The sequence below is a fragment of the Faecalibacterium sp. AF28-13AC genome, from assembly GCF_003478405.1.
Taxonomy (GTDB): domain Bacteria; phylum Bacillota; class Clostridia; order Oscillospirales; family Ruminococcaceae; genus Faecalibacterium; species Faecalibacterium prausnitzii_E.
Map to the genome: position 1 here is coordinate 147,791 of NZ_QUFG01000007.1, position 20,572 is coordinate 168,362.

The window sequence follows — 20,572 nt, forward strand, 5'->3', positions numbered from 1 at the left end:
CAGAGCTTCACAGTTAGATTTATCTAACCTCAAGTTCAAAAAGAACGCGGTTCCTGATACGGACCGCTTTGTGGTTAGTTATTTCTAACGTGGCATTATCTTACCATAGCTTCGGAGAGGTGTCAAGGGTTTTTGAAAAGTTTTTCATTTTCTCTTTTTGCGCCGCCCCGCCCGCCGGAGCGCCGCGCTCGTTGAAAAGCGCCGAAATCCGTGTTATAATGATAGAATTCACTAGCAATAGTGGTGCGCTGTCTGCATTGCAGGTGGTCGGGCTTCTTTCCGGCGTCAAATCCGGAGGAGGTCTGCTTTTTATCTTCTCCGGGATGTTTGCATGTCAACCACACCCAACCTGAACGGAGGAGTCCAACATGGATGTTTTGAATACTGTTGTGAACATACTGCATTTGATTGCAGACGTTGTCATCGGCGTTACGCAGGTAACCTGGATGATCTCAAAGGATGTCTTTCGGGACAAGCCCAAGGCCAAACACTATTCCAAACGCAATAAAAAGTAACGACCGCCTCACAGTTCCCCAACTAGAGCGGTCGTTACTTTTTAACGCTTGCCGGTAAAGGAGCTGACCACTTTGCAGACAGCGCCTTTTCTATTTGTAGTATAGTCAATTTCTTACGATTTGTCAAGGAGAGCATTTCGGTATGCGTTTGATCCCTTCGGATTTTTCATCTCTCACCCAGACCATCGTCTCCCTGCTGGAGGCCCACCCGGAGCGGCCCGTGCTCATCGCGCTGGACGGTCGCTGCGGCAGCGGCAAAACGACGCTGGCGGCACAGCTGGCAGAACAGTTTCCGGGCAGCGCCATCTTCCATACCGACGACTACTATCTTCCCCCGGCACAGCGCATCCCGAACTGGGCCGAAACGCCCTGCGCCAATATGGATCTGACCCGCCTGCGGGAGGAAGTGCTCGTTCCGGCACAGGCCGGGGCCGCGGTACGCAGCCGGGCGTACGCCTGCCGGAAGGGTGCCTATCTGCCGGAACAGTGCGTGCCGCCCGCACTGCTCTATATACTGGAGGGCAGCTACAGCCACCACCCGATTCTTGCAGGCTTTTATGACCTCAAAGTGTTCGTCACCTGTTCCAAAGAAGAACAGGCCCGCCGTTTGCAGGCGCGGGAAGGCGAACGCTACGAAAACTTTGTCCTTCGGTGGATTCCTCTGGAAGAGGCCTACTTTGCGCAGTGCCGCATCGAAGCGCTGGCTGACCTCCTCTGGGATCCTACAAATTTATGAAGTTTTTGAAAATTTGCGGCGATTTTTCCCGCCAACCTGTGGGAATTATGGTATAGTTATATTGGAATAAACTTGATTTCCCAAGGCAAGGAGAAGCATTATGGAACACTTCGTGGAATTTGAAAATGTTTCCAAATACTACCAGACAGGCAGTGTCCGCATCGCCGCAGCGGACCGCCTGAATTTTTACGTGGATAAGGGCGAGTTCTGCATCATCGTCGGGCCGTCCGGTGCAGGCAAGACCACCCTGCTGAACATCCTCGGCGGCATGGACACCTGCGACGAGGGCCATGTCTGGCTCGACGGGCAGGATGTAAGTCGGTTCTCCGAGAAAGAGTTGACCCAATACCGGCGGTATGACGTCGGATTCGTCTTCCAGTTCTACAACCTCGTGCAGAATCTGACGGCGCTGGAAAACGTAGAACTGGCCAGCGAGATCTGCCGCGACCCGCTGGACCCCAAAGCCACGCTGGAAAGCGTCGGCCTCGGCGAGCGGCTGAACAACTTCCCGGCCCAGCTTTCTGGCGGTGAACAGCAGCGCGTCTCCATTGCGCGCGCCCTCGCCAAAAATCCGAAGCTCCTGCTCTGCGATGAGCCGACCGGTGCGCTGGACTACAAGACCGGCAAACAGGTGCTGGCTCTGCTGCAGCGCACCTGCCGCGAGACGGGCCGCACCGTCATCGTCATCACCCACAACACAGCCCTGACAGCCATGGCCGACCGCATCATTCAGGTGAAGAGCGGGCAGATCCTGTCCAACCAGGTCAACGAGCACCCTGTGCCCGTGGAACAGATCGAGTGGTGATTCTTGTGCAGAAAAGTTATCGAAAAAACATCCTCCGGGATCTCAGGGGCAACCTGAGCCGGTTTTTGTCCCTGTTCGGCATCGTGGCGCTGGGCGTGATGATCCTGACGGGCCTTGCCAGCTTTGCGCCCAGTATGCGGATCGCCGGGCAGAAATATTACGTACAGCAGAACGTATTCGACCTGCGCGTCCTCTCCACCCTCGGCCTTTCCGAGGACGACATCGACGCCATTGCTGCGACCGAGGGCGTCACAGTGGTCCAGCCGGTGAAGTATCTGGACGCCGAGGGCCGCTGGTCCAGCACCGACCAGCCCGCTGTCCTGCGCATCCAGCAGCTCCCGGCAGACCCCGATGCCGACACGGCCGAGAATATGAACCGCCCGCTGCTGCTGGCAGGACGGATGCCCGAAGCTGCCGACGAATGCGTCGTGCATGTCATGGGCCACGGGGAAGAGATCCCCATCGGCACCACGCTGACCCTGCCGGACGGCACCGACGGCCTCGCCCGCACCTCTTATACCGTGGTGGGGCAGGTGCAGGACCCGTTGCATTTTTCCTCCGACCAGGAGACTTCCACCGCCGGCGACGGCGTTCTGGACGCCATCGTCTACGTCTCGGACGGTCAGCTGACTGCCGATTATTACACCGTCTGTTATATCAAGGCCGAAAACGCCGATCAGTATGACAATTATTCCGATGAATACCAGGCAGCCGTGGACGCCGTCGCCGACCGGCTGACCGCCATCAGCGGCGCACAGTGCACCACCCGCCGGGAAGCCCTCATCGACGACGCCACTGCCAAACTGGCCGATGCCAAGCAGACCTACGACGAGCAGAAAGCAGAGGCCGAACGCCAGTTTGCACAGGCCGAGCAGAAGCTCGACGAGGCCGAAGCCCAGCTCACCGCCGCCAAAGCGCAGCTGGAGCAGGGCGAAGCAGAGTACACCTCCGGCAAAGCGCAGCTGGCCCAGCAGAAAGCCGCCCTGCCCGACACCATGCAGAGCGGTGCGGACAAGGTGCTGGACGGCGAGGAGCAGATCCTGGAATTTGAAGATCAGCTCCAGCAGATCGAACTTCTGGTCAACCTGAAGCAGGTGGCCGACCCGCTGCTGACCTATGCCGAGGCCGCACTCCACAACGCGCAGAAAGCGCTCGACGAGGCCGAACCCGCCGACGAAGAATACACTGAGCTACGGGATGCCCTCGCCAAGGCACAGGCCGCCTACGACAGCATCTACGCCCAGCTCAACGGCTACCAGCAGCAGCTGGACGAGGGCAAGCGGCAGATGTATGCCCAGGGGCTCCTCTCCTCGCCCAGCCTTTCCAATACGGAACTCGTCACCGAGGCCAAAGCCGCTCTGCGGAAGATGAAGCTGGAACTGATGCAGGGCCAGCTGGGGCTTTCCACCGGCACTGCCTCTGCCTATTCCGCCTTTGCTGCCGCCGAACAGCAGCTCGCCGATGCCCGCACCCGGCTGGATGACGGCTGGGCCGAATACGATACCGGCAAAGAGCAGCTGGACGCCTCCCGCACCGAATACGCAACGCAGAAAGCCGAGGCGGAGCAGAAGCTTGCGGACGGCCAGAAGCAGATCGACGATGCCGAAGAGCAGATCTCGGACATCCAGAACGGCGAGTGGTACGTCCTCAACCGGAACAGCACCATGAGCTTCGTCACCTTTGAGCAGTATGCCGACCGGATGGACGCCATCGCACGGGTCTTCCCCGTGTTCTTCTTCCTGGTGGCGGCACTGGTGGCCTCCACCACCATGACCCGCATGGTGGACGAGAACCGCCTGCAGATGGGCACCCTGAAAGCGCTGGGCTACTCCAACACCGCCATTGCGGGCAAGTACCTGTTCTACGGCCTGGCCTCCAGCATCCTGGGCAGCATCCTGGGCATGGCGGTGGGCTTCGTCGTCTTCCCCACCATCATCTGGCAGGCCTATCAGACCATGGTGTTCCGCCTGCCCACCTTCACCCTGCAATTCTACCCCGGCATGGCCGTGGGAAGCGTCCTGCTCAGTGCGGCCGTCATCGGCATCACCACCTGGGAGGCCTGCCGCGCCAGCCTGCGCGAGAAGACCGCCGCCCTGCTCCTGCCCCGCGCACCGGTGGCCGGCAAGCGCATCCTCCTCGAATACATCACCCCGCTGTGGAGGCACATGAGCTTTTCCCAGAAGACCACGGCTCGCAACCTGTTCCGGTATAAGAAGCGCTTCTTCATGACCGTGCTGGGCGTGGCGGGCTGCACGGCCCTGCTGCTCATCGGCTTTGGCATCCAGGATTCCATCCTGCCCATGCTCAACCGCCAGACCACCGAGCTGAACCACAGCGACCTGACCATCTCGTACAGCGACGTCCGAGCCTTTTCCGTGGAACACGGTCTGGGCGATGTGCTGGATTCCAGCGCCGATGTAACCAGCTGGGGCCGTTTCTACAATAAGAGCGTGACCATCTACAATGCCAGCGGCGACAAGCAGACCGTAAGCATCGTGACGGCAGAAGACGAGAGCCAGATGACCGCATATTTCACCTTCCGCACCCGGCAGGGGCACAAGGCCATCCCCTTTGACGACAGCAGTGCCATCCTGACCGAGAAGACCGCCGAGAGCCTGGACCTTGCGGTGGGCGACACCTTTGAGGTAGAGACCAGCGACGGCAGCCGCAAAACGTTGACCCTGACCGGCATCACCGAGAACTACGTCTTCACCCGGCTGTACCTCTCGCAGGCGCAGCTCCGGACGCTGACGGGCGGCACCCTGCCGGAGTGGAACACCGTTTACGGCCAGACCGACTGCCCCACCTCGGACGACCGCAACACCCTGCGCACCGACCTGCTGGCCTGCAATTACGTCAGCGGCGTCTCCTTCATGGAGGACACGACCGAAATGTTCGACAACCTCATCGGCTGCCTGAACTATGTGGTCATCCTGATCATCGTCTGTGCCGCTGCGCTGGCCGCCGTGGTGCTCTACAACCTCATCAGCGTGAACCTTGGCGAGCGCAAAAAGGAGCTGGCCACCATCAAGGTGCTGGGCTTCTTCGACAACGAGGTCTACCGCTACATCTTCCGCGAGATCGACCTGCTGGCCCTCATCGGGTCGCTGGTGGGCCTTGCGCTGGGTGTGCCACTGCATCAGTTCATCGTCCGCACCGTGGAAATGGACCAGATGATGTTCATCCGCTCCATCGCGCCCCGCAGCTACCTGTTCAGCGTAGCCCTCACCCTCTTCTTCACCGTCGTCGTCTGCCGCCTCATGCGCCGCCATGTCCGGAACATCAGCATGGTCGAAAGCATGAAAGCACCAGAATGATCTTCCCACTTGCATCTCCTATTGAATCGGAGTATAATAGAATCAGAAAATGGAAAGGAGCAATCCCATGCAGCGTACCTTTATCATCCTTCCAGAATTTGACAAGAACTGGAAAAGCATGGGCCTTTCTGATGAAGATCTGCGCCGTTTGGAAAACCTGATCCTGCAAGACCCGGAAGCCGGTGCATTGATGCAGGGCACCGGCGGACTGCGCAAACTTCGCTTTGCTTTCGAAAATCGTGGAAAAAGCGGAAGTGCGCGGGTCTGCTACGTTGATTTCGTCCTTCGGGAAACGGTCTTTCTGATCACCGCCTATCCCAAAAACGAAAAAGAAAATCTCAGCAAAGCGGAACGAAACAACATCCGCAAAGTCATCGAATGCCTGGAACACACCGTAAGGAGTTGATTGGATGAACGTATACGAAAGCATTCTTCAGGGATTGAATGAAGCCGTCGCATATACAAAGGGGACCTGCAAAGAAGCGCGCGTCCACAAAATCAGCGTGGAGCCTGTGCCGCATTTCAATGCTTCGGATATCAGGAGCATCCGGATGGACCTCGGCATGACACAGGTCATTTTCGCCTCTGTGATGGGCGTTTCCCCCAAGACTGTGGAAGCATGGGAACAGGGCATCAACACCCCAAATGGTCCCTCCTGCCGTTTGCTTGGTCTCTACCGGGCAGATCCTTCCAGCGCAAGGCAGCTGGTTCTGGAATCTTAAATCTCTGAAACCAAAAGACGACCCGCCGGTCGATCGTTTTTACGATTCCGGCGGGTCGTCTTCTTGTTGCTTGTCAGGTTCTTGCCAGCACCGGCAGCGCGGCGATCTCATCCTGCAGCTCTCTGGCCTGGGTCTTTGTGAGCTTTTTGCAGGAGACCATCCGGTCCAGCACCACCTGCGAGCGCTTGAGCGCCAGCTCCGGGCTGGAATGGGGCGAGTAGGCGGACGGCGCATTGGGCAGGCCCGCCAGCAGGACGCATTCGGCGGAGGTCAGCTCCGCAGGCGTCTTGCCGAAGTAGCCTTCCGCCGCCTCGGCGATGCCGTAGCATCCGCTGCCGAAATAGATCGTATTCACGTACATCTCAAAGATCTGCTGCTTGGAGCAGTGCTTTTCGATGTCCAGCGCCGCGAAAAGTTCCGCCGCCTTGCGGGCAAAGCGCTTTTCCTGCGTGAAGTAGATATTCTTTGCCAGCTGCTGGGTCAGGGTGCTGCCGCCTTCGGCCAGCGAGCGGGTCCGCAGGTCTGTCCACAGCGCCCGGACGATGGCCACCGGGTCCACGCCGTGGTGCAGCTCGAACCGGCTGTCCTCCACGGCGATGACGGCGTCGATATAGGTCTGGGGGATGGCATCGCAGGTGGTGAATCCGGGGCGGGCCGAGAGGGTCTCGTACAGCTGCGCCGCCGGGAGTTCGGGCTGGGTGGCACGGTAGAGTTTCCAGCCCTGTACCCCCAGCACAGTCCCCGCCGCAGCCAGCACCAGCAGTGCCAGCAGCAGCGCCCAGCACAGCAGCCGTTTGAGGAGATCCTTCAGTGTCCGCATCGCGTTCGCTCCTTTCACCTTCTGAATGGTATTATCCTACCCGATTTCACCGTTCTTTTCAAGCAGATTTTGTGAACATTCCGCCGCAGAACGCTCAGGCCCGGACATCGCATCTGCGCAGCAGAAGATGTGCCAGCAGAAAGAACACCGCCAGCCACCCCAGACAGCTGGCTGCAAACAGCCCGTAGCTGCCAGCCAGAGCATCCGCACTTCTGTTGGAGTTCATACCGAGCTGCATCAGGGAATAGGGCCACAACAACCCATGACCCTTGGAGCTGATAAAGATGCCGGTAATGCCGCCCAGCAACCCCAGAAAAATGGGCACGGCAAAGCTGCGGATGATCATGGCCAGCACCAGCTGCGCGGCAATGACGGCCAGTGCGCCCAGCAACCCCCGCAGCAGAAAGAGCGGCAGCCGAACCGGCGGCCAGCCGGGCAGATGGGCAAATACCTTACCGCAGAACACGAACAGCGCGAACACAAAGCCGTGGGTCAGCAGCGCCAGCTTTATCACCACCGCAAACTTTGCGGCAAACAGGTCCAGCGGCGGTACAGGGCTTGCCATGATCAGGTTCCAGTTGTGCCCCAGATGTTCCAGCCGCCACAAGTAAGCAGCATAGGTGGCTACCATGGCAGGGAAGAAGAGCATGGAATAAAACAGGGTGTGCTGGGTCCAAAGGCTGTACCAGCCTTCGGTGAGGATCTCCAGATTTTGCAGATAATTGAACGTGCCATAGGTGGCGGAAAGAATGGGCAGCACAAAGAACATGGCCCAGATGGGAGATGCGTGGAGTTTGCGGTTCTCCGCAAGAATGCAGCGTTTCAGCATGGTTTTATACCTCCTCGTCCTGTACCTTGCGCCACGCAAGGGCAAACAGCACAGCGCCCAGCGCAAGGATGAAGGCCAGCAGTCCCCAGTTGAAGGGGCGGGTGCCGTAGGTGACGGTGTGGGTAGCCTTGTCCCAGTTCGCCACTTCGTAGGCGCTCAGAGGGATGTAGTACCCAAAGGGTACAAAGTAACTGACAAGCGGCGGCATAAAACCAGAGAACAGACCCACCAGCGCCCCGACAATGCCCACGCAGAGCGCCGGCAGGGGATTGCCTACCCACAGCATCAGCAGAAATTCTCCAAAGAAAAGCATTGCGTCCACCGCCAGCGTGCAGACGAACAGATAGCATAGCTGCCCGGTGGGAAAGGCTTCGGTATAACCGTGGACACGCCCCAGCACCGGAACACAGGCCAGCTCCAGCACCGTGACCAGCAAAACTTCCAGCACTCCAAAGACCGCCTTGCCTGCAAACAGGCTGCGGCGGCTCTGCAGGGTGTAGAGCAGCTTGGCGGTGTTGCCTTTGATCTCCATATCCCACAGCCGGGAGGCCAGCACTGCCATCATCACCGGCATCAAAATGGCCTCAATGACGGGCAGGCTGTAAAGCAGGGCGCTGTAACCGTTGGCAAGCTCCTCCGGGTCTGCCGGGGCAAGGCCGCCCACCCACAGCACGACGATGCCGGGGATGAGCAGGCAGAGAGCAAGGTCGTGCCGACGGTGGGCTTTTTGCAGTTCTGCACGGAAAGCTGCCATCTTACGCCACCTCCCCGCTGGTCTGGGTCAGGCTGAGGAAGATATCCTCAAGGCTCTTTGTCTGGGCCGTCAGCCCCACGACACCTACCCCGCGTTCGGCAAGCGCACAGACCAGTGCCGCCAGCGCGGCATCGTCCTGCGGCGGCAGCAGAACGACGTCCGGCTCCTCCGTCCGGGCTGCTGCCTGCATCCCCTGCTCGTTCATCACGGCAAGGGCCTTTGACACATCCAGCACCCGCAGCAGAATGCCGCCCCGGCTGTGTTTTTGCAGCTGCTGCAAGGAACCCTCGAACAGCAGCTTGCCGTGGTTCAGGATGCCCACTTGATCCACCATCTGCTCGATCTCGCCCAGCAGGTGGCTGGAGATCAGCACGGTGGCTCCGGTGGTCTGCGGCATGGCGGCGATGAGGCTGCGCATCTCCTGAATGCCCGCCGGGTCCAGACCGTTGGTGGGCTCGTCTAAAATCAGCAGTTTGGGGCTGCCCAGCAGCGCCATGGCGATGCCCAGCCGCTGCTTCATGCCAAGGGAATATTGCCCCACCTTCCGGTCAGCGTCTTTGGTCAGGTGTACGATGTCCAGCACCCGGTCGATGTCCCGGCGCTCCACCTTCTTCAGGTCGGCCACGATGGCCAGATTCTCCCGCGCCGTCAGGTGGAGATAGCCGGACGGTGATTCGATCAGGCTGCCGGTCTGCCGCAGCAGGGCAATGCGGTTTGCTTCGTTCAGGGTGTGCCCCAGCAGCTCCACGCTGCCGCCGGTGGGGTGCACAAGCCCCAGCAGCATCTTCATCGTGGTGGATTTGCCCGCACCGTTGGGGCCTAAAAAGCCGTAGACACACCCTTGCGGGACGATCAGGTTCAAATGGTCCACCACCGGGTGACCATGGTAGCTTTTGCAAAGGTCGTGCGTTTCGATCACAGATTTCATGCTATCCGCTCCTTTTCGTGTTCCCTGTTGTTGGGAACACGTTCAGGATACACCCGCTGCCTTAATCCACCCGGAAGCCGAGCTTAATTTGGCCTTAAATTTTCGGCAAAGCGCTGCTCTGCCGGGCCATTTGTGGTATAGTGAAGAAAAAACGCACAAAGGAACACGAACGCTATGACTTCCATCTATGATGCCGAACTTCTTCTGGTGGACGACAACCCGGACCTGCTCCGCCTGCTCTGCGAACAGCTGAGCGGGGCCGGGTATCACCACATCCGCACCGCAGCCACCTGTGCCGCTGCGCGGGCTGCCTTCGACGCCGCACCGCCCCACTTGATGGTGCTGGACATCAACCTGCCGGACGGCGACGGGTTTTCGCTGTTCCGGGCACTGCGGGCAAAAGCGGATGTCCCGGCATTGTTCCTCTCCGCACGGGATGCGGATGCAGACCGGCTGTTCGGGCTGGGCCTTGGCGCAGACGATTATCTAACCAAACCTTTCCTCATGCAGGAGCTTCTCTTGCGGGTACAGCACATTTTGCAGCGGGTCTACCGCACCGAGCTGGCGCGGGGCGCTTCGCAGCAGCTGACACTGGGGGACCGTATCGTCCAGCTCAACGATGCGCTGGTCCAGCTTCCGGACGGTTCCGCCCTGCCCCTGACCGCCACCGAACTGGCCCTGCTGCGCAAGCTGGCCGAGAATCGGGGCCACATCGTGACCTATGACGCCCTGTGCGAAGCCGTCTGGGGCGCGGATTACTACGGCTGTGAAAACAGTTTGAACGTCCACATCCGCCACCTGCGCGAAAAGCTGGAGCCCCTGCCCGGCAGGCCGCAGTTTCTGCGCACCGTGCGGGGCATCGGCTACAAACTGGCCGGGGAGGTACGCTCATGAAAATCTTTTCGCGCCTTCTCCGGCGGTATCTGCTGGCGGCGGTGGGCATTGTGCTGCTGATGTTCGTGCTGGGCACCAGCTTTTTGGGCTGGGTGCTCTGGCGGGAATGGCAGCGCCCCAAGCGGGAATACTCTTACAGCAACATTGCCGATTCCATGGTGCAGACTGCCGACGGCCTTGCCTTCGGCCCGCAGCACACCCCCGAAGAATGGATGGACGGCTACTCCTGGGCCATGGTGCTGGACGCCGACGGCCGGGTGATCTGGAGCTATGCACTGCCCCGGACGCTCGACCGCCGCTACACCTCCAGCGATGTGGCCCGGTTCTCGCGCTGGTATCTGGACGACTACCCGGTCTTCTGCTGGACGGAGGACTACGGGCTGTTCGTGGCCGGTACGGAGCCGGGCAGCATGTGGAAGTACACGGTCTACACCTCGCCGGGGATGCTGACCGACATTGCCGGGTTCCTCCTCCCCTGCCTGCTTGGGATGCTGGCGGCCGGGCTGGCTGTCTGCTTTCTGCTCAGCTGGCGGGGTGCCAGAGAACTGCTGGCCCTTGCCCGGCGGGACAATGCCCGCACCCAGTGGATCGCGGGCGTCAGCCACGATGTGCGCACCCCGCTGGCGCTGATCTTAGGCTGGGCCGAACAGCTGGAGCAGGATGCAGCCCTGCCCGCCCCGGCACGGCAGAAAGCCGGCGGCATCCGCACCCAGAGCGAGCGGCTGCGCACCCTCATCGACGATCTGAACCTGACCAGCAAGCTCCAATATGGAGCCCAGCCCCTCCGGCGGGAGCTGCTGACCGTCGGCCCGCTGCTGCGGCAGCTGGTGGCCCAGTTCTGCGACAGCCCCCTGGCCGACCAGTGCGACCTCTCGCTGACCCAGACCCTCGATGCCGAACAGGCCCAAATCTCTGCAGACCCCGCCCTTCTGGGGCGGCTGGTGGAAAACCTGCTCAGCAACAGCGTCCGGCACAACCAGCAGCCGGTGACCGTCTGCCTGTGTGCCGAGGTCCGCAGCCGTCAGCTCTGCCTGACCTTCACCGACGACGGCGTCGGCTACCCGCCCGCCGTGCTGGCCGAGCTCAAAGAGCCGGAATCCTCTGAGGATGCTCCCCACATCCTCGGCCTGCATGTCGTGGAGCAGATCGCCGCCGCCCACGGCGGAACTGCCGTGTTCGAACAGAACCACCCCCATGGAGCCAGAGCGATCATCCGCCTCCCGCTGGGGGAGCTGACGCGAAGCGCCTGAGAGGGCCATACCTCACCGTTTCAGCTTCTCTTCGATTTTCTCCTTCTCCAGCCCCTCGCCAATGACGATGAGCACCTCCTGCCCATTGGGAATGCCCGCAGCGGTCAGGCCGTCGGCGGTAGCGTTCAGCTCCACCCAGCCGCCTGCATCCTGCACGAAGCCCTTCACCCGCAGCACATGGCCGCAGGCGGGGTCGGTGAACAGCGACGGGATGTTCCGTTCCAGCTGCTCCCGCGGCAGGCCCAATTCCAGAAAATAGGCCGAACCAAAGGCCCGGTGCTCGTCAAAATGCAGCTTTTCGCAGCTGGCCTGCCGATAGCCGCAGCAGTCGAGGGCCGCGAAGTCGGCATCCGTCAGGTCGGCCCAGTCTTTGGTCAGGAACTCGCCGGGCTGGAAGCTCCGACTGCACTTGCAGGCGGTCAATGCACGGCGCAGATGTTCCTGTGCGGCCTGCATGTCCGCAGCGTCGGCCAGCTGGCTCCGGCTGAACACCACCCTCCCTGCGTTGGCCGCCTCGGACGCCAGGATATAATCGGCCTGTGCCGAGAGGGTCTCCGGCAGCAGCGCATCCACGATGGCGATGACATTGCCCAGCTGATACCACCGGTCCAGCGGGTCGTCCCGCAGGACATCGAAGAACTCGTCCACGTCAAAAATGCCGCTCGGCTCCACGAGCACCCGGTCAAAGCCGCGCATCGCCATGGAGATGAGCTTGGTGCGCATCCGGCGCTGGTGGGTGTCGCAGTCGCACCCGCCGCTGATCGTCTCGATCTCGCAGTGGTCGCCCAGAAGGTCCTGCACCAGCATGGCGTCCACGTTCACGGCGCCGAAGTCGTTTTCCAGAATGCAGACATTATGCCCCTGTGCCACCAGATATGCCGCGTACCGGCGCAGAAATGTGGTCTTTCCGGCTCCCAGAAAGCCGGTGATGAGATCTACCTGTACCATCGTTGTCCCCTCCGCTGTTTTGATTTCAGGGTCAGTATACTATAACCAGCAAAAACAAGCAAGGGGAAGGCGCATGGCCCTCCCCTTGTCTGGTCCTTATAGAAACTCTACGCTTCCATCCTCGATGTGGTACATACCGATTCAGCGGCCCACCGGATCGCGGCCAAAAAAAGACGCCGGTGCAGCGCACTGCATCAGCGTCCGGAGGATCATGTTCTCTTATGCGTGGTTGAAGCCCTTGCCGAAGACCTCGGTGGTGCTCAGCATGGACATGAAGGCGTTCAGATGCTCTTTGTGGATGAAGTCCTGCAGCTGGTCGGCCTCGTGGCGGGTGAGGGTGGTGTAGATGATGTAGTGGGGCTTATCGGTGTAGGCACCGAAGCAGGGCGTATAGGTCGCGCCGCGCATCAGCTTGCGCATGACGAAATCGCAGATGGGTTTCTTTTCATCACAGACGATGAGGATGGCCTTGCACATCTTGATCTTTTCCAGCACAGCGTCGATGACCAGCGATTTGACCGTCAGACCTACGAAGGAATAGAGTGCCGTGTACAGGTCGAAGACGAAGCAGGCCGCGATGACCATGAACAGGTCTGTGATGAACAGCGCGACCGCGATGCTGTGGATGTGGGTGTATTTCTCCACGATGAGGGCGATGATGTCGGTGCCGCCGGACGACGCGCCCACATTGAACAGCAGTGCCGAGGCGATGGCCGGCAGCGCAATGGCGAAGAGCAGGTCCAGCATGGGCTGGTCGGACAGCGGGCCGCTGAGGGGGCAAAGCTTTTCAAGAACCATCAGCTCCGCCGACATCACAAAGGTCGCATAGCCCGTGGTCATGGCGAACTCTTTGCCCAGAAAGATGAGGCCCACCACCAGCAGCACGAGGTTCGCCGCCGAGGAGAAGGCCGAGGCCGACATCGGGGTCAGTTTGGCCACCAGAGCCGCCGTACCGGTCACGCCGCCAAAGACGAAGTTGTTGGGGAACTTGAAGAAGTACACGCCCACCGACATGATGGAGATGCTCAGTGTGATGAGGACGTACTGCTTGACGTACTTCATCCCCTTTTCCCGCAGGGTCATTTCCGCAGATGTTTCCATAAACTCTCTTTTCCTTTTTCCTGATCAACCAAACAGTTTTTTCGTATTGTGGATATAGACCGACAGCACCAGCCCGACGCAGATATACAGCATCATCACCGAGCTGCCGCCCGCCGAATAGAACGGCAGGGTGACGCCGATGACGGGCAGGACGCGCAGGTTCATCCCCACATTGACCGCGATCTGGGCCATGAGCGCCCCGCCGATGCCGGCGCAGATGAAGGTGCCCAGCAGATCTTCGCTGCGGGCACCGGTCAGAAAGGTCTTGATGACGATGGCGAACAGCACCCCCAGCACCACGCAGCAGCCCACAAAGCCCGTCACGTTGCCGATCCAGCTGAAGATGAAGTCGTTGTGGGCGTTGGGCACACTGTAATAACCGCCGCCAAAGAGCCCGTTGCCGAAGATGCCGCCGCTGCCCAGCGCGATCTCGCCGCGCTGCTGCTGGTAGATGATGTTCTTCCAGACGGCCTCGCTGGGGGCCCAGCCGGTCTTGTTCTCCGGGTCCAGCACAGCCAGGATGCGGTACCACTGGTAGCCCTTGCCGATCTTATCGCTGAAAAAGGCAAAGGCCGCCGCCATTGCCATGCCCGCTGCCGCCAGCGCCCCGATGATATACTTCCAGCTCAGGCCCGCCGCAAACATCATGCTGCACCCGATGATGGCATAGATGATGGCCGTGCCGTCGTCGCCCTGCACATGGATGATGAGGATGGGGACGGCCAGATGCAGCAGCAGCTTGCCCAGCTCCTTCGGCTCGTTGATGCGCCCCCGCACATTGTTCAGGTGCATCGCAAAGGTCAGGATGAAGCTGATCTTGGCCAGCTCGGTGGGCTGCAGGGTGAAGCCGCCCAGCTTGTACCAGGAGTAGTTGTCGGTGTCGCCTGCATTGTAGCCGATGGTCAGCGGGCCAACGGTCACGTTCCGGATGAACAGCGTCGGCAGCACCAGGCCCCAGGTCAGGGCCACATGCACCGGCCACACTTTGACGAGGCTGCGGTAGTCAACATTGGACAGCAGCAGCGCCACCGCGATGCCAACGAGGGCCGAAACGCCCTGCACCAGTGCGCGGCGGTAGTCGCCGATACCGGTGATCTGGCCCGTGATCTCATCCACGGCAAATCCATTGCCCTGCTTCGCCGCCCAGGACGACAGCGCCACACAGGCCATTACGCTGCTGAAAATGCACAGCAGCAGGTACACTTTATCCGTTCGTTTGAAATATCGTTGAATGCTCTCCAAAGAAGCACCGCCCTTTCGTGTTCCAGCAGGGGGAGCTTTTTTCCGCTGCTCCCCCATTTTAGTGTATTATACAGCAATGCGTGATTCTGCGCAAGACGGGGTGTATTTTTCACAGATTTTTCGTACGGCTGTGACAGCTTTGCAAAATCCTGCCGACCAGCCTTGACAAAGCGGAACAGACCCTCTACAATGGACGTGGAAGTCCTGCCGACCGGCAGGCCCTCTGGAGGACTTTTTGCATGAAAGCACCCGTTCAACGATTTTTATCTGCGCTCTGCGCATTGAGCTTTTTGCTCGCTGCTCTCTTCCCCACCACCGCACTGGCAGCCGGGGCGGACGATTTGGCCGTTTCCAACACCCTGACCCGCGAGGATGCGGCCCAGATGCAGGAGGCGGACAGCGCCGTTGCGGCCCTGACGGACAGCGGCGATTTTGCCGTGCTCTCCCGCGCCGAGCGCTTTGCCGCTGCACAGGCCCAGCTCCGGCAGCTGGCGGAACAGGGCCTTGTTTCGGTGCGCTCGATCTACATAGACGAAGCGAACGGCATGGTCAGCTTCTCCTACAGCTGCGGTGTGCAGGGCGGCATCCTCGTGGATGACCCGGAGGAGGAAAACGCCGCCATGACCCTCTCCCAGATGCCCTCGGTCGATCTGCAGGAGATGTCCAATGCCCCCCGCGGAAATCTTGGTTCGGCCATGATCTACTATGCCTTTGACAACACGGTCAACAGCTCCCGCTATCCTTATTATTCCTATATGAAGGGCTTCTGGACGGCCATGGGGCTGAACACCCGCATCGACACGATGGTCACAGTGGCAGACCTGCGCCGGATGGACCGGTACGACCTGTGCATCCTGAGCGCCCATGGTGCCTACTACACCTACGCGCGCGGCCTGTTCCGGCAGCTGCGCACCGAACCGGTCATCCTGCTGACGGAGGAATCCAGCATGACGCGGGATCTCTTCTACGGCTTTGACCTGCTGACCCACCGGGTCATCAAGATCAACGGTCGGTACTGCGTCACGGCGGGCTTCTTCAAGAATGCCTACCGCTTCGGCCAGCTGAAGGACACCCTCGTCTACTCCGAGACCTGCGAGTTCCTGGGTGTGGACGACAGCATCGACCTCTCGATGGCAAACGCCCTGCTGGCAGGCGGAGCCTCCGCTGTGGTGGGCTATGTCAACAACGTCTACACCGTTTACTCCCGCAGCATGCTGTGGGACACGGTCAACTACCTCATCCTGGGGCAGAGCATCGGGCAGGCCGTAGCACACGCGCAGGCGACCTATGGCACAGACGACCTCGTCTGGTACACCGCGCAGGGCGGCAAGCGCCCCCATGCGGCGGCGGCCTACACCATGCTGCTGGGCGATGCCGATGCGGCTCTGCCCATCATCGAAGAGCCTGCCGACGAGACGCCCGTGCAGCAGGCCGCGTAAGCGTTGCACTTTGAGGCGATTTATAGTATACTGGGGGATGGCAGAAATCTGCCATCCTCTTTTTCAAACCCTCAGTCCCGCCTTCGGTCCGCCGGGGCGGATTGAGCCTCCAGATGGGAGTGCATCTTATGTCTCAATTTATCACGACTTCGCGGGAGGAGACCGTGGCACTGGGCAGGCGGCTGGCCGCTGCCCTGCCGGACGGCTCCCTCATCGCGTTTACCGGCGGTCTCGGCGCAGGCAAGACCGCCTTCTGCGAGGGCCTGGCCGAGGGCCTTGGCTGCACCGACCCGGTCAGCAGCCCCACCTTTGCCATCGTGAACTATTACCGCGGCCCGCGCCCGTTCGCGCATTTTGACCTCTACCGCATCTCCACCGAGAACGACCTGTGCGCGGCCGGGTTCTACGATTATCTGGATCAGGGGGCCATCGTCGCCGCCGAGTGGAGTGAGAACTTCGCCGACCTGCTGGCGCTGGAAGACCCGATCCGCATCCACATCGAGCGGCTGGACGATACCACCCGCCGCATCACCATCGAGGGGGTCGAACTATGAATATTTTAGCCGTGGACACCGCCGGAAAGACCGTCGGCGTGGCCCTGATGCAGGGCGACCGCCTGCTGTATGAGTGCTATCTGGATGCCGGGATGACCCACAGCGAGACGCTGATGCCCCTCATCGACGGCTGTCTCCGGCTCTGCGGCCTGACCTGCAAGGACATCGACCTGTTCGGCGTCAATGCCGGCCCCGGCAGCTTCACCGGCCTGCGCATCGGGCTGGCTGCGGTCAAGGGCCTTGCCTTCCCGCGCGAAACGCTCTGCGCCCCGGTCTCGACGCTGGAAGCGCTGGCCGCAGCCCACACCGGCGAGGGCACCGTGCTCTGCGCACTGGATGCCCGCCGCGCACAGGTATACAGCGCTGCGTTCGACCTGGCCACCCACGCACGGCTTCTGGACGACGACGCCCGCGCCGTGGCTGACCTTGCCCAATTTGTAGAAAATTGCAAAAAGCCCCTGTTTTTTGTTGGTGATGGCGCATCTCTGTGCTATAATAAATACAGCAATGTTCCGGGTGTGCTCTGTGTGCCGCCTGCCCTGCGGGGCGGGCGGGCCGCAGCCGTTGCGCTGGTGGCAAAGCAGATGGCCGAGCGGGGCGAAGCCGTCCTGCCCGAAGCCCTTCTGCCGGATTACCACCGGCTGAGCCAGGCCGAGCGGGAACGCGCCGAGCGCCTTGCCGCCGAAGCCGCCCAGAACGTCAAAACGGATAATGGAAAGGACTAAGACCATGGCAAAACCCATTGCTCTCGCCGCTGACCACGGCGGATTTGAACTGAAAGAAGCCGTCAAGGCTCATCTGGACGAGCTGGGGCTGGAGTACATCGACTTCGGCACCCACAGCACCGCCAGCGTGGATTATCCCGATATGGCCCTGCCCGCCTGCGACGCCGTTGTGAGCGGCCAGTGCAGCAAGGCCCTGCTGTTCTGCGGCACCGGTGTCGGCATCAGCATGGCCGCCAACAAGGTCAAGGGCATCCGCGCCTGCTGCTGCTCCGACAGCTTCAGCTGTGAGTACACCCGCCGCCACAACGATGCCAATGCCCTGTGCATGGGCGGCCGCGTCGTCGGCCCCGGCCTGGCCTGCCAGCTGGTGGACCTGTTCCTGAACACCCCGTTCGAGGGCGGCCGCCACGCCAACCGCATCGCCAAGCTGATGGCGATCGAGAACCGGTAAACCTGTCCGTTCGACCTCTCCGTCATCGCTGGCGAGCCAAAGGCGAGACGGAGAGGTTTTATCCAATAAAAAAGGAGCGTTTATTATGACCCCTATGATCGTTGAGCATCCCCTGCTGCAGCACAAGATCAGCCTGCTTCGCAACAAGCAGACCGGCACCAAGGAGTTCCGTGACCTCGTTGGCGAGATCGCGACCCTGCTGTGCTACGAAGCCACCCGTGACCTGCCTCTGGAAGAGGTCGAGATCGAGACGCCCATCACCATGGCAAAGACCAAGGTCCTGGCTGGCCGCAAGCTGGCTCTGGTGCCCATCCTGCGCGCAGGCATGGGTATGCTGGACGGTATGCTGACCCTGCTGCCCGCCGCAAAGGTCGGCTTCATCGGCCTGTACCGCGACGAGACCACCCTGCAGCCCGTGGAGTACTTCTGCAAGCTGCCCCAGGATATCGCTGAGCGCGACGTCCTGGTCCTGGACCCGATGCTGGCCACCGGTGGCAGCGCCATCGACGCCATCAGCCAGATCAAGAAGCACGGCGCAAAGCGGATCAAGTTCATCGGCCTGATCGCTGCTCCGGAAGGCATTGAGGCCCTGCACAAGGCACACCCCGATGTCGATATCTATCTGGGTGCCAAGGACGACCATCTGAACGAGAACGGTTACATCGTGCCCGGCCTGGGTGACGCAGGCGACCGTATCTACGGCACCAAGTAATCTCAACCGAACGAAAAATGGCTGTGCAGCCCGGCTGCACAGCCATTTTTTTGCTTATCTGCCGCGGCCACCGCCGCCGCCATGGAACGAGCCGCCGCCCGCGTGGAAGCTCCCGCCGCCGCCAAAACTGCCGCCGGAGCGTCCGCCGCCCATGCCGCCGCCAAAGGAACCTCCGCCGAAGCCGCCGCCCCCACGGGGAGGACGCGGCCCGCCGCCGCGCGGCGGACGGGGCGGGCGGGGGCCTCTGGGGCCGCCGGGACCCCAGTCGTCATACGGAGGTCTGCGGCGGCGCCGGCTGCCTAGGCCGTAGCCCAGACCAAAGCCGAAGAAGGGGCCGAAACCGCCACCGCCCATGCCATGCCGGATGCCGCTGAAGATCACCTTCAGGGCAAACAGGATGACCAGAACGGACAGAAGCGTCACGAAGGGCGATTGATAGGATGCCGCCGGGGCATCGTAATAGGAATCATTGTAACTGCCCGTATTGCCATTGCCCACCGTGCCGGTGCTGCCGGTCGTACCACTCAGGGTCACGCCGTAGATGTCGGCAATGGTGCTGGCCACATTCTGGGCACAGGTGGTCACGGCGGCGTCATAGTCGCCCGCCGCAAAGCTGTCCTCCATGGTCTGCGCAATGGCGCTGGCCTGCTTTTCCAGCGTGGTGTTGCGGAAGCCGTCGCCTGTCGCCAGATAATAGTCGCCGTCTGCATACTGCTGGGACTGCATCACCAGAAGGATGAGCACACCGTTGTTGTTGCTGGAGCTGCCCAGCCCCCAGGCGTTGGCGGCCTGCACAGCGTAGTCCTCGGTGGAGACGCTGCCCGTGTACTCCACGGTCAGCACACCGATCTGTGCCCCGCTGCACTGTTCGGTCAGCTGGGCGTTGAGGTTCTCGATCGTCGTGGTGGTGCTGTCGCTCAGGACATTGGCATCGTCCACGACGCACTGGTCGCTGGGCAGGCTGGGCAGCTGGGCCTTGGCCGCAAAGGCAGCAGGCACCAGCGCCGTGACGCCGACCGTCAGGACCAGCAGCACGGCACACAGCCGGGAAGCAAATCGTTTCATTGTTTTCATGCGAAAGGTTCCACCTCCTTGACGCCGAACAGGCCCTTCAGCACACTGGCCGGGAAGCCGCCGGTGTCCTTCTGATACGCGTAGATCGTTTCGTTATAGGTCAGGTTGCCGATGATGGTGGCCGCGCTGTTGAACTGGCCGTACTGGCCCTGCACCGCGCCCATCTTCATGGGGTCGGCGGCCTGCTCCTGCAATTTTGCATAGAGCTGGTCAATGGCCGCGCCCAGGGCGGCATCGGCCTGATAGAGTGCCTGCATCGTGCTGCCCTGATAATAGGGCAGCGCCGTCAGGGACTGTTTTTTGCCGCCGTTCTGCACGGCTTCCAGGCAGGCATTGAAATCGCTCAGCGCATCCTGCGCGGCCAGCACCTCGGCGTTGTCGCCCCCCAGCGTATTGACACCGGTGGTGAGGATGTTCGCCGCCGTGTTGGCGCGGGTGGTCAGCTCTTCGCTCAGGCTGTAGCCGCCGTCGGCTGAAACACCGACGGTGTACCACTTGGCGGCTTCGTTGGCCTTGGCCTTGAGCTTGGCTCCGCCAAAGCCGAAGAATGCCGCCAGCATGACCACCACGCTCAGCGCAAGGGCCGCGCCCTGGGTGCGCAGTGCCGCCGGAAGGGCCGCTTCCAGCCCGGCCAGCTTCTGCTGTGCCGGGGTCAGGCGGGCCGTTTCGGTCTTCGGTGCCGCCTCGCGGTAGCTGCCTGCGTCAAAGCCGCCGGGGTTGGGATTCTGATTCTGGGAAAAATCTGCGTTCGCCATC

The 20,572-nt window shown here is 61.2% G+C and carries 22 protein-coding genes; 13 read left to right on the top strand and 9 right to left on the bottom strand.

The annotated features are described in order from the left end of the window. The first annotated feature begins 368 nt into the window (after positions 1-368). The 6 genes from DWY95_RS17235 to DWY95_RS11635 all read left to right on the top strand — a co-directional run bounded on the left by DWY95_RS17235 (position 369) and on the right by DWY95_RS11635 (position 6,095). Positions 369-515 carry a hypothetical protein gene (locus tag DWY95_RS17235; RefSeq protein WP_187116981.1) on the top strand — a complete coding sequence of 49 codons (147 nt, stop codon included), beginning with the start codon at positions 369-371 and terminating at the stop codon, positions 513-515. Positions 516-657: 142 nt separating this feature from the next. Beyond that, on the top strand, positions 658-1,251 hold the full coding sequence (locus tag DWY95_RS11615; protein ID WP_187116982.1) for a uridine kinase: 594 nt from the start codon (positions 658-660) through the stop codon (positions 1,249-1,251). Between the two features lie 100 nt (positions 1,252-1,351). Continuing rightward, entirely contained in the window at positions 1,352-2,056 is a 705-nt protein-coding gene (locus tag DWY95_RS11620) for an ABC transporter ATP-binding protein (RefSeq protein ID WP_097791970.1), read from the top strand. 5 nt (positions 2,057-2,061) lie between these two features. Continuing rightward, the gene (locus tag DWY95_RS11625) at positions 2,062-5,373 is read left to right on the top strand and encodes an FtsX-like permease family protein (protein ID WP_243082735.1); all 3,312 of its coding nucleotides are present in this window, start codon (positions 2,062-2,064) and stop codon (positions 5,371-5,373) included. 67 nt (positions 5,374-5,440) lie between these two features. Then, on the top strand, positions 5,441-5,779 hold the full coding sequence (locus DWY95_RS11630) for a type II toxin-antitoxin system RelE/ParE family toxin (RefSeq protein WP_097791972.1): 339 nt from the start codon (positions 5,441-5,443) through the stop codon (positions 5,777-5,779). 4 nt (positions 5,780-5,783) lie between these two features. Next, on the top strand, positions 5,784-6,095 hold the full coding sequence (locus DWY95_RS11635; protein ID WP_097791973.1) for a helix-turn-helix domain-containing protein: 312 nt from the start codon (positions 5,784-5,786) through the stop codon (positions 6,093-6,095). 73 nt (positions 6,096-6,168) lie between these two features. Here DWY95_RS11635 and DWY95_RS11640 read toward each other — a convergent pair whose 3' ends face one another. The 4 genes from DWY95_RS11640 to DWY95_RS11655 all read right to left on the bottom strand — a co-directional run bounded on the left by DWY95_RS11640 (position 6,169) and on the right by DWY95_RS11655 (position 9,426). After that, positions 6,169-6,915: a biosynthetic peptidoglycan transglycosylase gene (locus tag DWY95_RS11640; RefSeq protein WP_118553619.1), complete on the bottom strand. Its 747-nt coding sequence runs from the start codon at positions 6,913-6,915 to the stop codon at positions 6,169-6,171. A gap of 94 nt (positions 6,916-7,009) precedes the next feature. After that, the gene (locus DWY95_RS11645; RefSeq protein WP_118553620.1) at positions 7,010-7,744 is read right to left on the bottom strand and encodes an ABC transporter permease; all 735 of its coding nucleotides are present in this window, start codon (positions 7,742-7,744) and stop codon (positions 7,010-7,012) included. Between the two features lie 4 nt (positions 7,745-7,748). Further along, entirely contained in the window at positions 7,749-8,498 is a 750-nt protein-coding gene (locus tag DWY95_RS11650) for an ABC transporter permease (RefSeq protein ID WP_118553621.1), read from the bottom strand. 1 nt (position 8,499) lies between these two features. Continuing rightward, the gene (locus DWY95_RS11655) at positions 8,500-9,426 is read right to left on the bottom strand and encodes an ABC transporter ATP-binding protein (RefSeq protein ID WP_118553622.1); all 927 of its coding nucleotides are present in this window, start codon (positions 9,424-9,426) and stop codon (positions 8,500-8,502) included. Positions 9,427-9,600: 174 nt separating this feature from the next. Between DWY95_RS11655 and DWY95_RS11660 the strand changes: the two genes are divergently transcribed. Continuing rightward, a complete protein-coding gene (locus tag DWY95_RS11660; protein ID WP_118553623.1) occupies positions 9,601-10,320 on the top strand; it encodes a response regulator transcription factor in 720 nt (239 codons plus the stop codon). After that, positions 10,317-11,570, top strand: a complete 1,254-nt coding sequence (locus DWY95_RS11665; protein WP_118553624.1) for a HAMP domain-containing sensor histidine kinase — start codon at positions 10,317-10,319, stop codon at positions 11,568-11,570. The genes DWY95_RS11660 and DWY95_RS11665 overlap by 4 nt, the downstream gene beginning before the upstream one ends. 12 nt (positions 11,571-11,582) lie before the next feature. On the opposite strand, the gene DWY95_RS11670 is transcribed toward DWY95_RS11665, so the two are convergent. From DWY95_RS11670 to DWY95_RS11680, 3 genes are all read right to left on the bottom strand, one after another. Further along, on the bottom strand, positions 11,583-12,518 hold the full coding sequence (locus DWY95_RS11670) for a GTP-binding protein (RefSeq protein WP_118553625.1): 936 nt from the start codon (positions 12,516-12,518) through the stop codon (positions 11,583-11,585). A gap of 219 nt (positions 12,519-12,737) precedes the next feature. Further along, positions 12,738-13,619 carry a YitT family protein gene (locus tag DWY95_RS11675; protein ID WP_118553626.1) on the bottom strand — a complete coding sequence of 294 codons (882 nt, stop codon included), beginning with the start codon at positions 13,617-13,619 and terminating at the stop codon, positions 12,738-12,740. Between the two features lie 24 nt (positions 13,620-13,643). Beyond that, positions 13,644-14,861, bottom strand: a complete 1,218-nt coding sequence (locus DWY95_RS11680) for an FtsW/RodA/SpoVE family cell cycle protein (protein WP_243082737.1) — start codon at positions 14,859-14,861, stop codon at positions 13,644-13,646. Between the two features lie 239 nt (positions 14,862-15,100). On the opposite strand from DWY95_RS11680, the gene DWY95_RS11685 reads away from it, so the two are divergent. The 5 genes from DWY95_RS11685 (at position 15,101) to upp (ending at position 18,742) form a co-directional block, all read left to right on the top strand. Next, positions 15,101-16,300, top strand: a complete 1,200-nt coding sequence (locus DWY95_RS11685) for a C25 family cysteine peptidase (RefSeq protein WP_118553628.1) — start codon at positions 15,101-15,103, stop codon at positions 16,298-16,300. A gap of 128 nt (positions 16,301-16,428) precedes the next feature. Then, positions 16,429-16,854 (top strand): tRNA (adenosine(37)-N6)-threonylcarbamoyltransferase complex ATPase subunit type 1 TsaE, encoded by a 426-nt coding sequence (tsaE, locus tag DWY95_RS11690; protein WP_097791987.1) that lies wholly within the window; start codon positions 16,429-16,431, stop codon positions 16,852-16,854. Further along, complete coding sequence (gene tsaB / locus DWY95_RS11695; RefSeq protein WP_097791988.1) at positions 16,851-17,579, top strand: tRNA (adenosine(37)-N6)-threonylcarbamoyltransferase complex dimerization subunit type 1 TsaB; 729 nt, start codon at positions 16,851-16,853, stop codon at positions 17,577-17,579. The genes tsaE and tsaB overlap by 4 nt, the downstream gene beginning before the upstream one ends. A 4-nt stretch (positions 17,580-17,583) precedes the next feature. Beyond that, complete coding sequence (gene rpiB, locus DWY95_RS11700; RefSeq protein WP_097791989.1) at positions 17,584-18,030, top strand: ribose 5-phosphate isomerase B; 447 nt, start codon at positions 17,584-17,586, stop codon at positions 18,028-18,030. An 85-nt stretch (positions 18,031-18,115) separates the two neighbouring features. Continuing rightward, complete coding sequence (gene upp, locus DWY95_RS11705; RefSeq protein WP_097791990.1) at positions 18,116-18,742, top strand: uracil phosphoribosyltransferase; 627 nt, start codon at positions 18,116-18,118, stop codon at positions 18,740-18,742. 54 nt (positions 18,743-18,796) lie between these two features. Here upp and DWY95_RS11710 read toward each other — a convergent pair whose 3' ends face one another. Together DWY95_RS11710 and DWY95_RS11715 are read right to left on the bottom strand one after the other, a co-directional pair. Further along, complete coding sequence (locus DWY95_RS11710; RefSeq protein ID WP_118553629.1) at positions 18,797-19,816, bottom strand: TPM domain-containing protein; 1,020 nt, start codon at positions 19,814-19,816, stop codon at positions 18,797-18,799. Further along, the gene (locus DWY95_RS11715) at positions 19,813-20,571 is read right to left on the bottom strand and encodes a LemA (protein ID WP_118553630.1); all 759 of its coding nucleotides are present in this window, start codon (positions 20,569-20,571) and stop codon (positions 19,813-19,815) included. The genes DWY95_RS11710 and DWY95_RS11715 overlap by 4 nt, the downstream gene beginning before the upstream one ends. Between the last annotated feature and the right edge of the window lies 1 nt (position 20,572).

What these genes read in the sequence shown, in the direction of transcription:
- DWY95_RS17235 (WP_187116981.1), top strand. Translation starts at nt 369, where the DNA reads ATGGATGTTTTGAATACTGTTGTGAACATACTGCATTTGATTGCAGAC.
- DWY95_RS11615 (WP_187116982.1), top strand. Translation starts at nt 658, where the DNA reads ATGCGTTTGATCCCTTCGGATTTTTCATCTCTCACCCAGACCATCGTC.
- DWY95_RS11620 (WP_097791970.1), top strand. Translation starts at nt 1,352, where the DNA reads ATGGAACACTTCGTGGAATTTGAAAATGTTTCCAAATACTACCAGACA.
- DWY95_RS11630 (WP_097791972.1), top strand. Translation starts at nt 5,441, where the DNA reads ATGCAGCGTACCTTTATCATCCTTCCAGAATTTGACAAGAACTGGAAA.
- DWY95_RS11635 (WP_097791973.1), top strand. Translation starts at nt 5,784, where the DNA reads ATGAACGTATACGAAAGCATTCTTCAGGGATTGAATGAAGCCGTCGCA.
- DWY95_RS11640 (WP_118553619.1), bottom strand. Translation starts at nt 6,915, where the DNA reads ATGCGGACACTGAAGGATCTCCTCAAACGGCTGCTGTGCTGGGCGCTG.
- DWY95_RS11645 (WP_118553620.1), bottom strand. Translation starts at nt 7,744, where the DNA reads ATGCTGAAACGCTGCATTCTTGCGGAGAACCGCAAACTCCACGCATCT.
- DWY95_RS11650 (WP_118553621.1), bottom strand. Translation starts at nt 8,498, where the DNA reads ATGGCAGCTTTCCGTGCAGAACTGCAAAAAGCCCACCGTCGGCACGAC.
- DWY95_RS11655 (WP_118553622.1), bottom strand. Translation starts at nt 9,426, where the DNA reads ATGAAATCTGTGATCGAAACGCACGACCTTTGCAAAAGCTACCATGGT.
- DWY95_RS11660 (WP_118553623.1), top strand. Translation starts at nt 9,601, where the DNA reads ATGACTTCCATCTATGATGCCGAACTTCTTCTGGTGGACGACAACCCG.
- DWY95_RS11665 (WP_118553624.1), top strand. Translation starts at nt 10,317, where the DNA reads ATGAAAATCTTTTCGCGCCTTCTCCGGCGGTATCTGCTGGCGGCGGTG.
- DWY95_RS11670 (WP_118553625.1), bottom strand. Translation starts at nt 12,518, where the DNA reads ATGGTACAGGTAGATCTCATCACCGGCTTTCTGGGAGCCGGAAAGACC.
- DWY95_RS11675 (WP_118553626.1), bottom strand. Translation starts at nt 13,619, where the DNA reads ATGGAAACATCTGCGGAAATGACCCTGCGGGAAAAGGGGATGAAGTAC.
- DWY95_RS11685 (WP_118553628.1), top strand. Translation starts at nt 15,101, where the DNA reads ATGAAAGCACCCGTTCAACGATTTTTATCTGCGCTCTGCGCATTGAGC.
- tsaE (WP_097791987.1), top strand. Translation starts at nt 16,429, where the DNA reads ATGTCTCAATTTATCACGACTTCGCGGGAGGAGACCGTGGCACTGGGC.
- tsaB (WP_097791988.1), top strand. Translation starts at nt 16,851, where the DNA reads ATGAATATTTTAGCCGTGGACACCGCCGGAAAGACCGTCGGCGTGGCC.
- rpiB (WP_097791989.1), top strand. Translation starts at nt 17,584, where the DNA reads ATGGCAAAACCCATTGCTCTCGCCGCTGACCACGGCGGATTTGAACTG.
- upp (WP_097791990.1), top strand. Translation starts at nt 18,116, where the DNA reads ATGACCCCTATGATCGTTGAGCATCCCCTGCTGCAGCACAAGATCAGC.
- DWY95_RS11710 (WP_118553629.1), bottom strand. Translation starts at nt 19,816, where the DNA reads ATGAAAACAATGAAACGATTTGCTTCCCGGCTGTGTGCCGTGCTGCTG.
- DWY95_RS11715 (WP_118553630.1), bottom strand. Translation starts at nt 20,571, where the DNA reads ATGGCGAACGCAGATTTTTCCCAGAATCAGAATCCCAACCCCGGCGGC.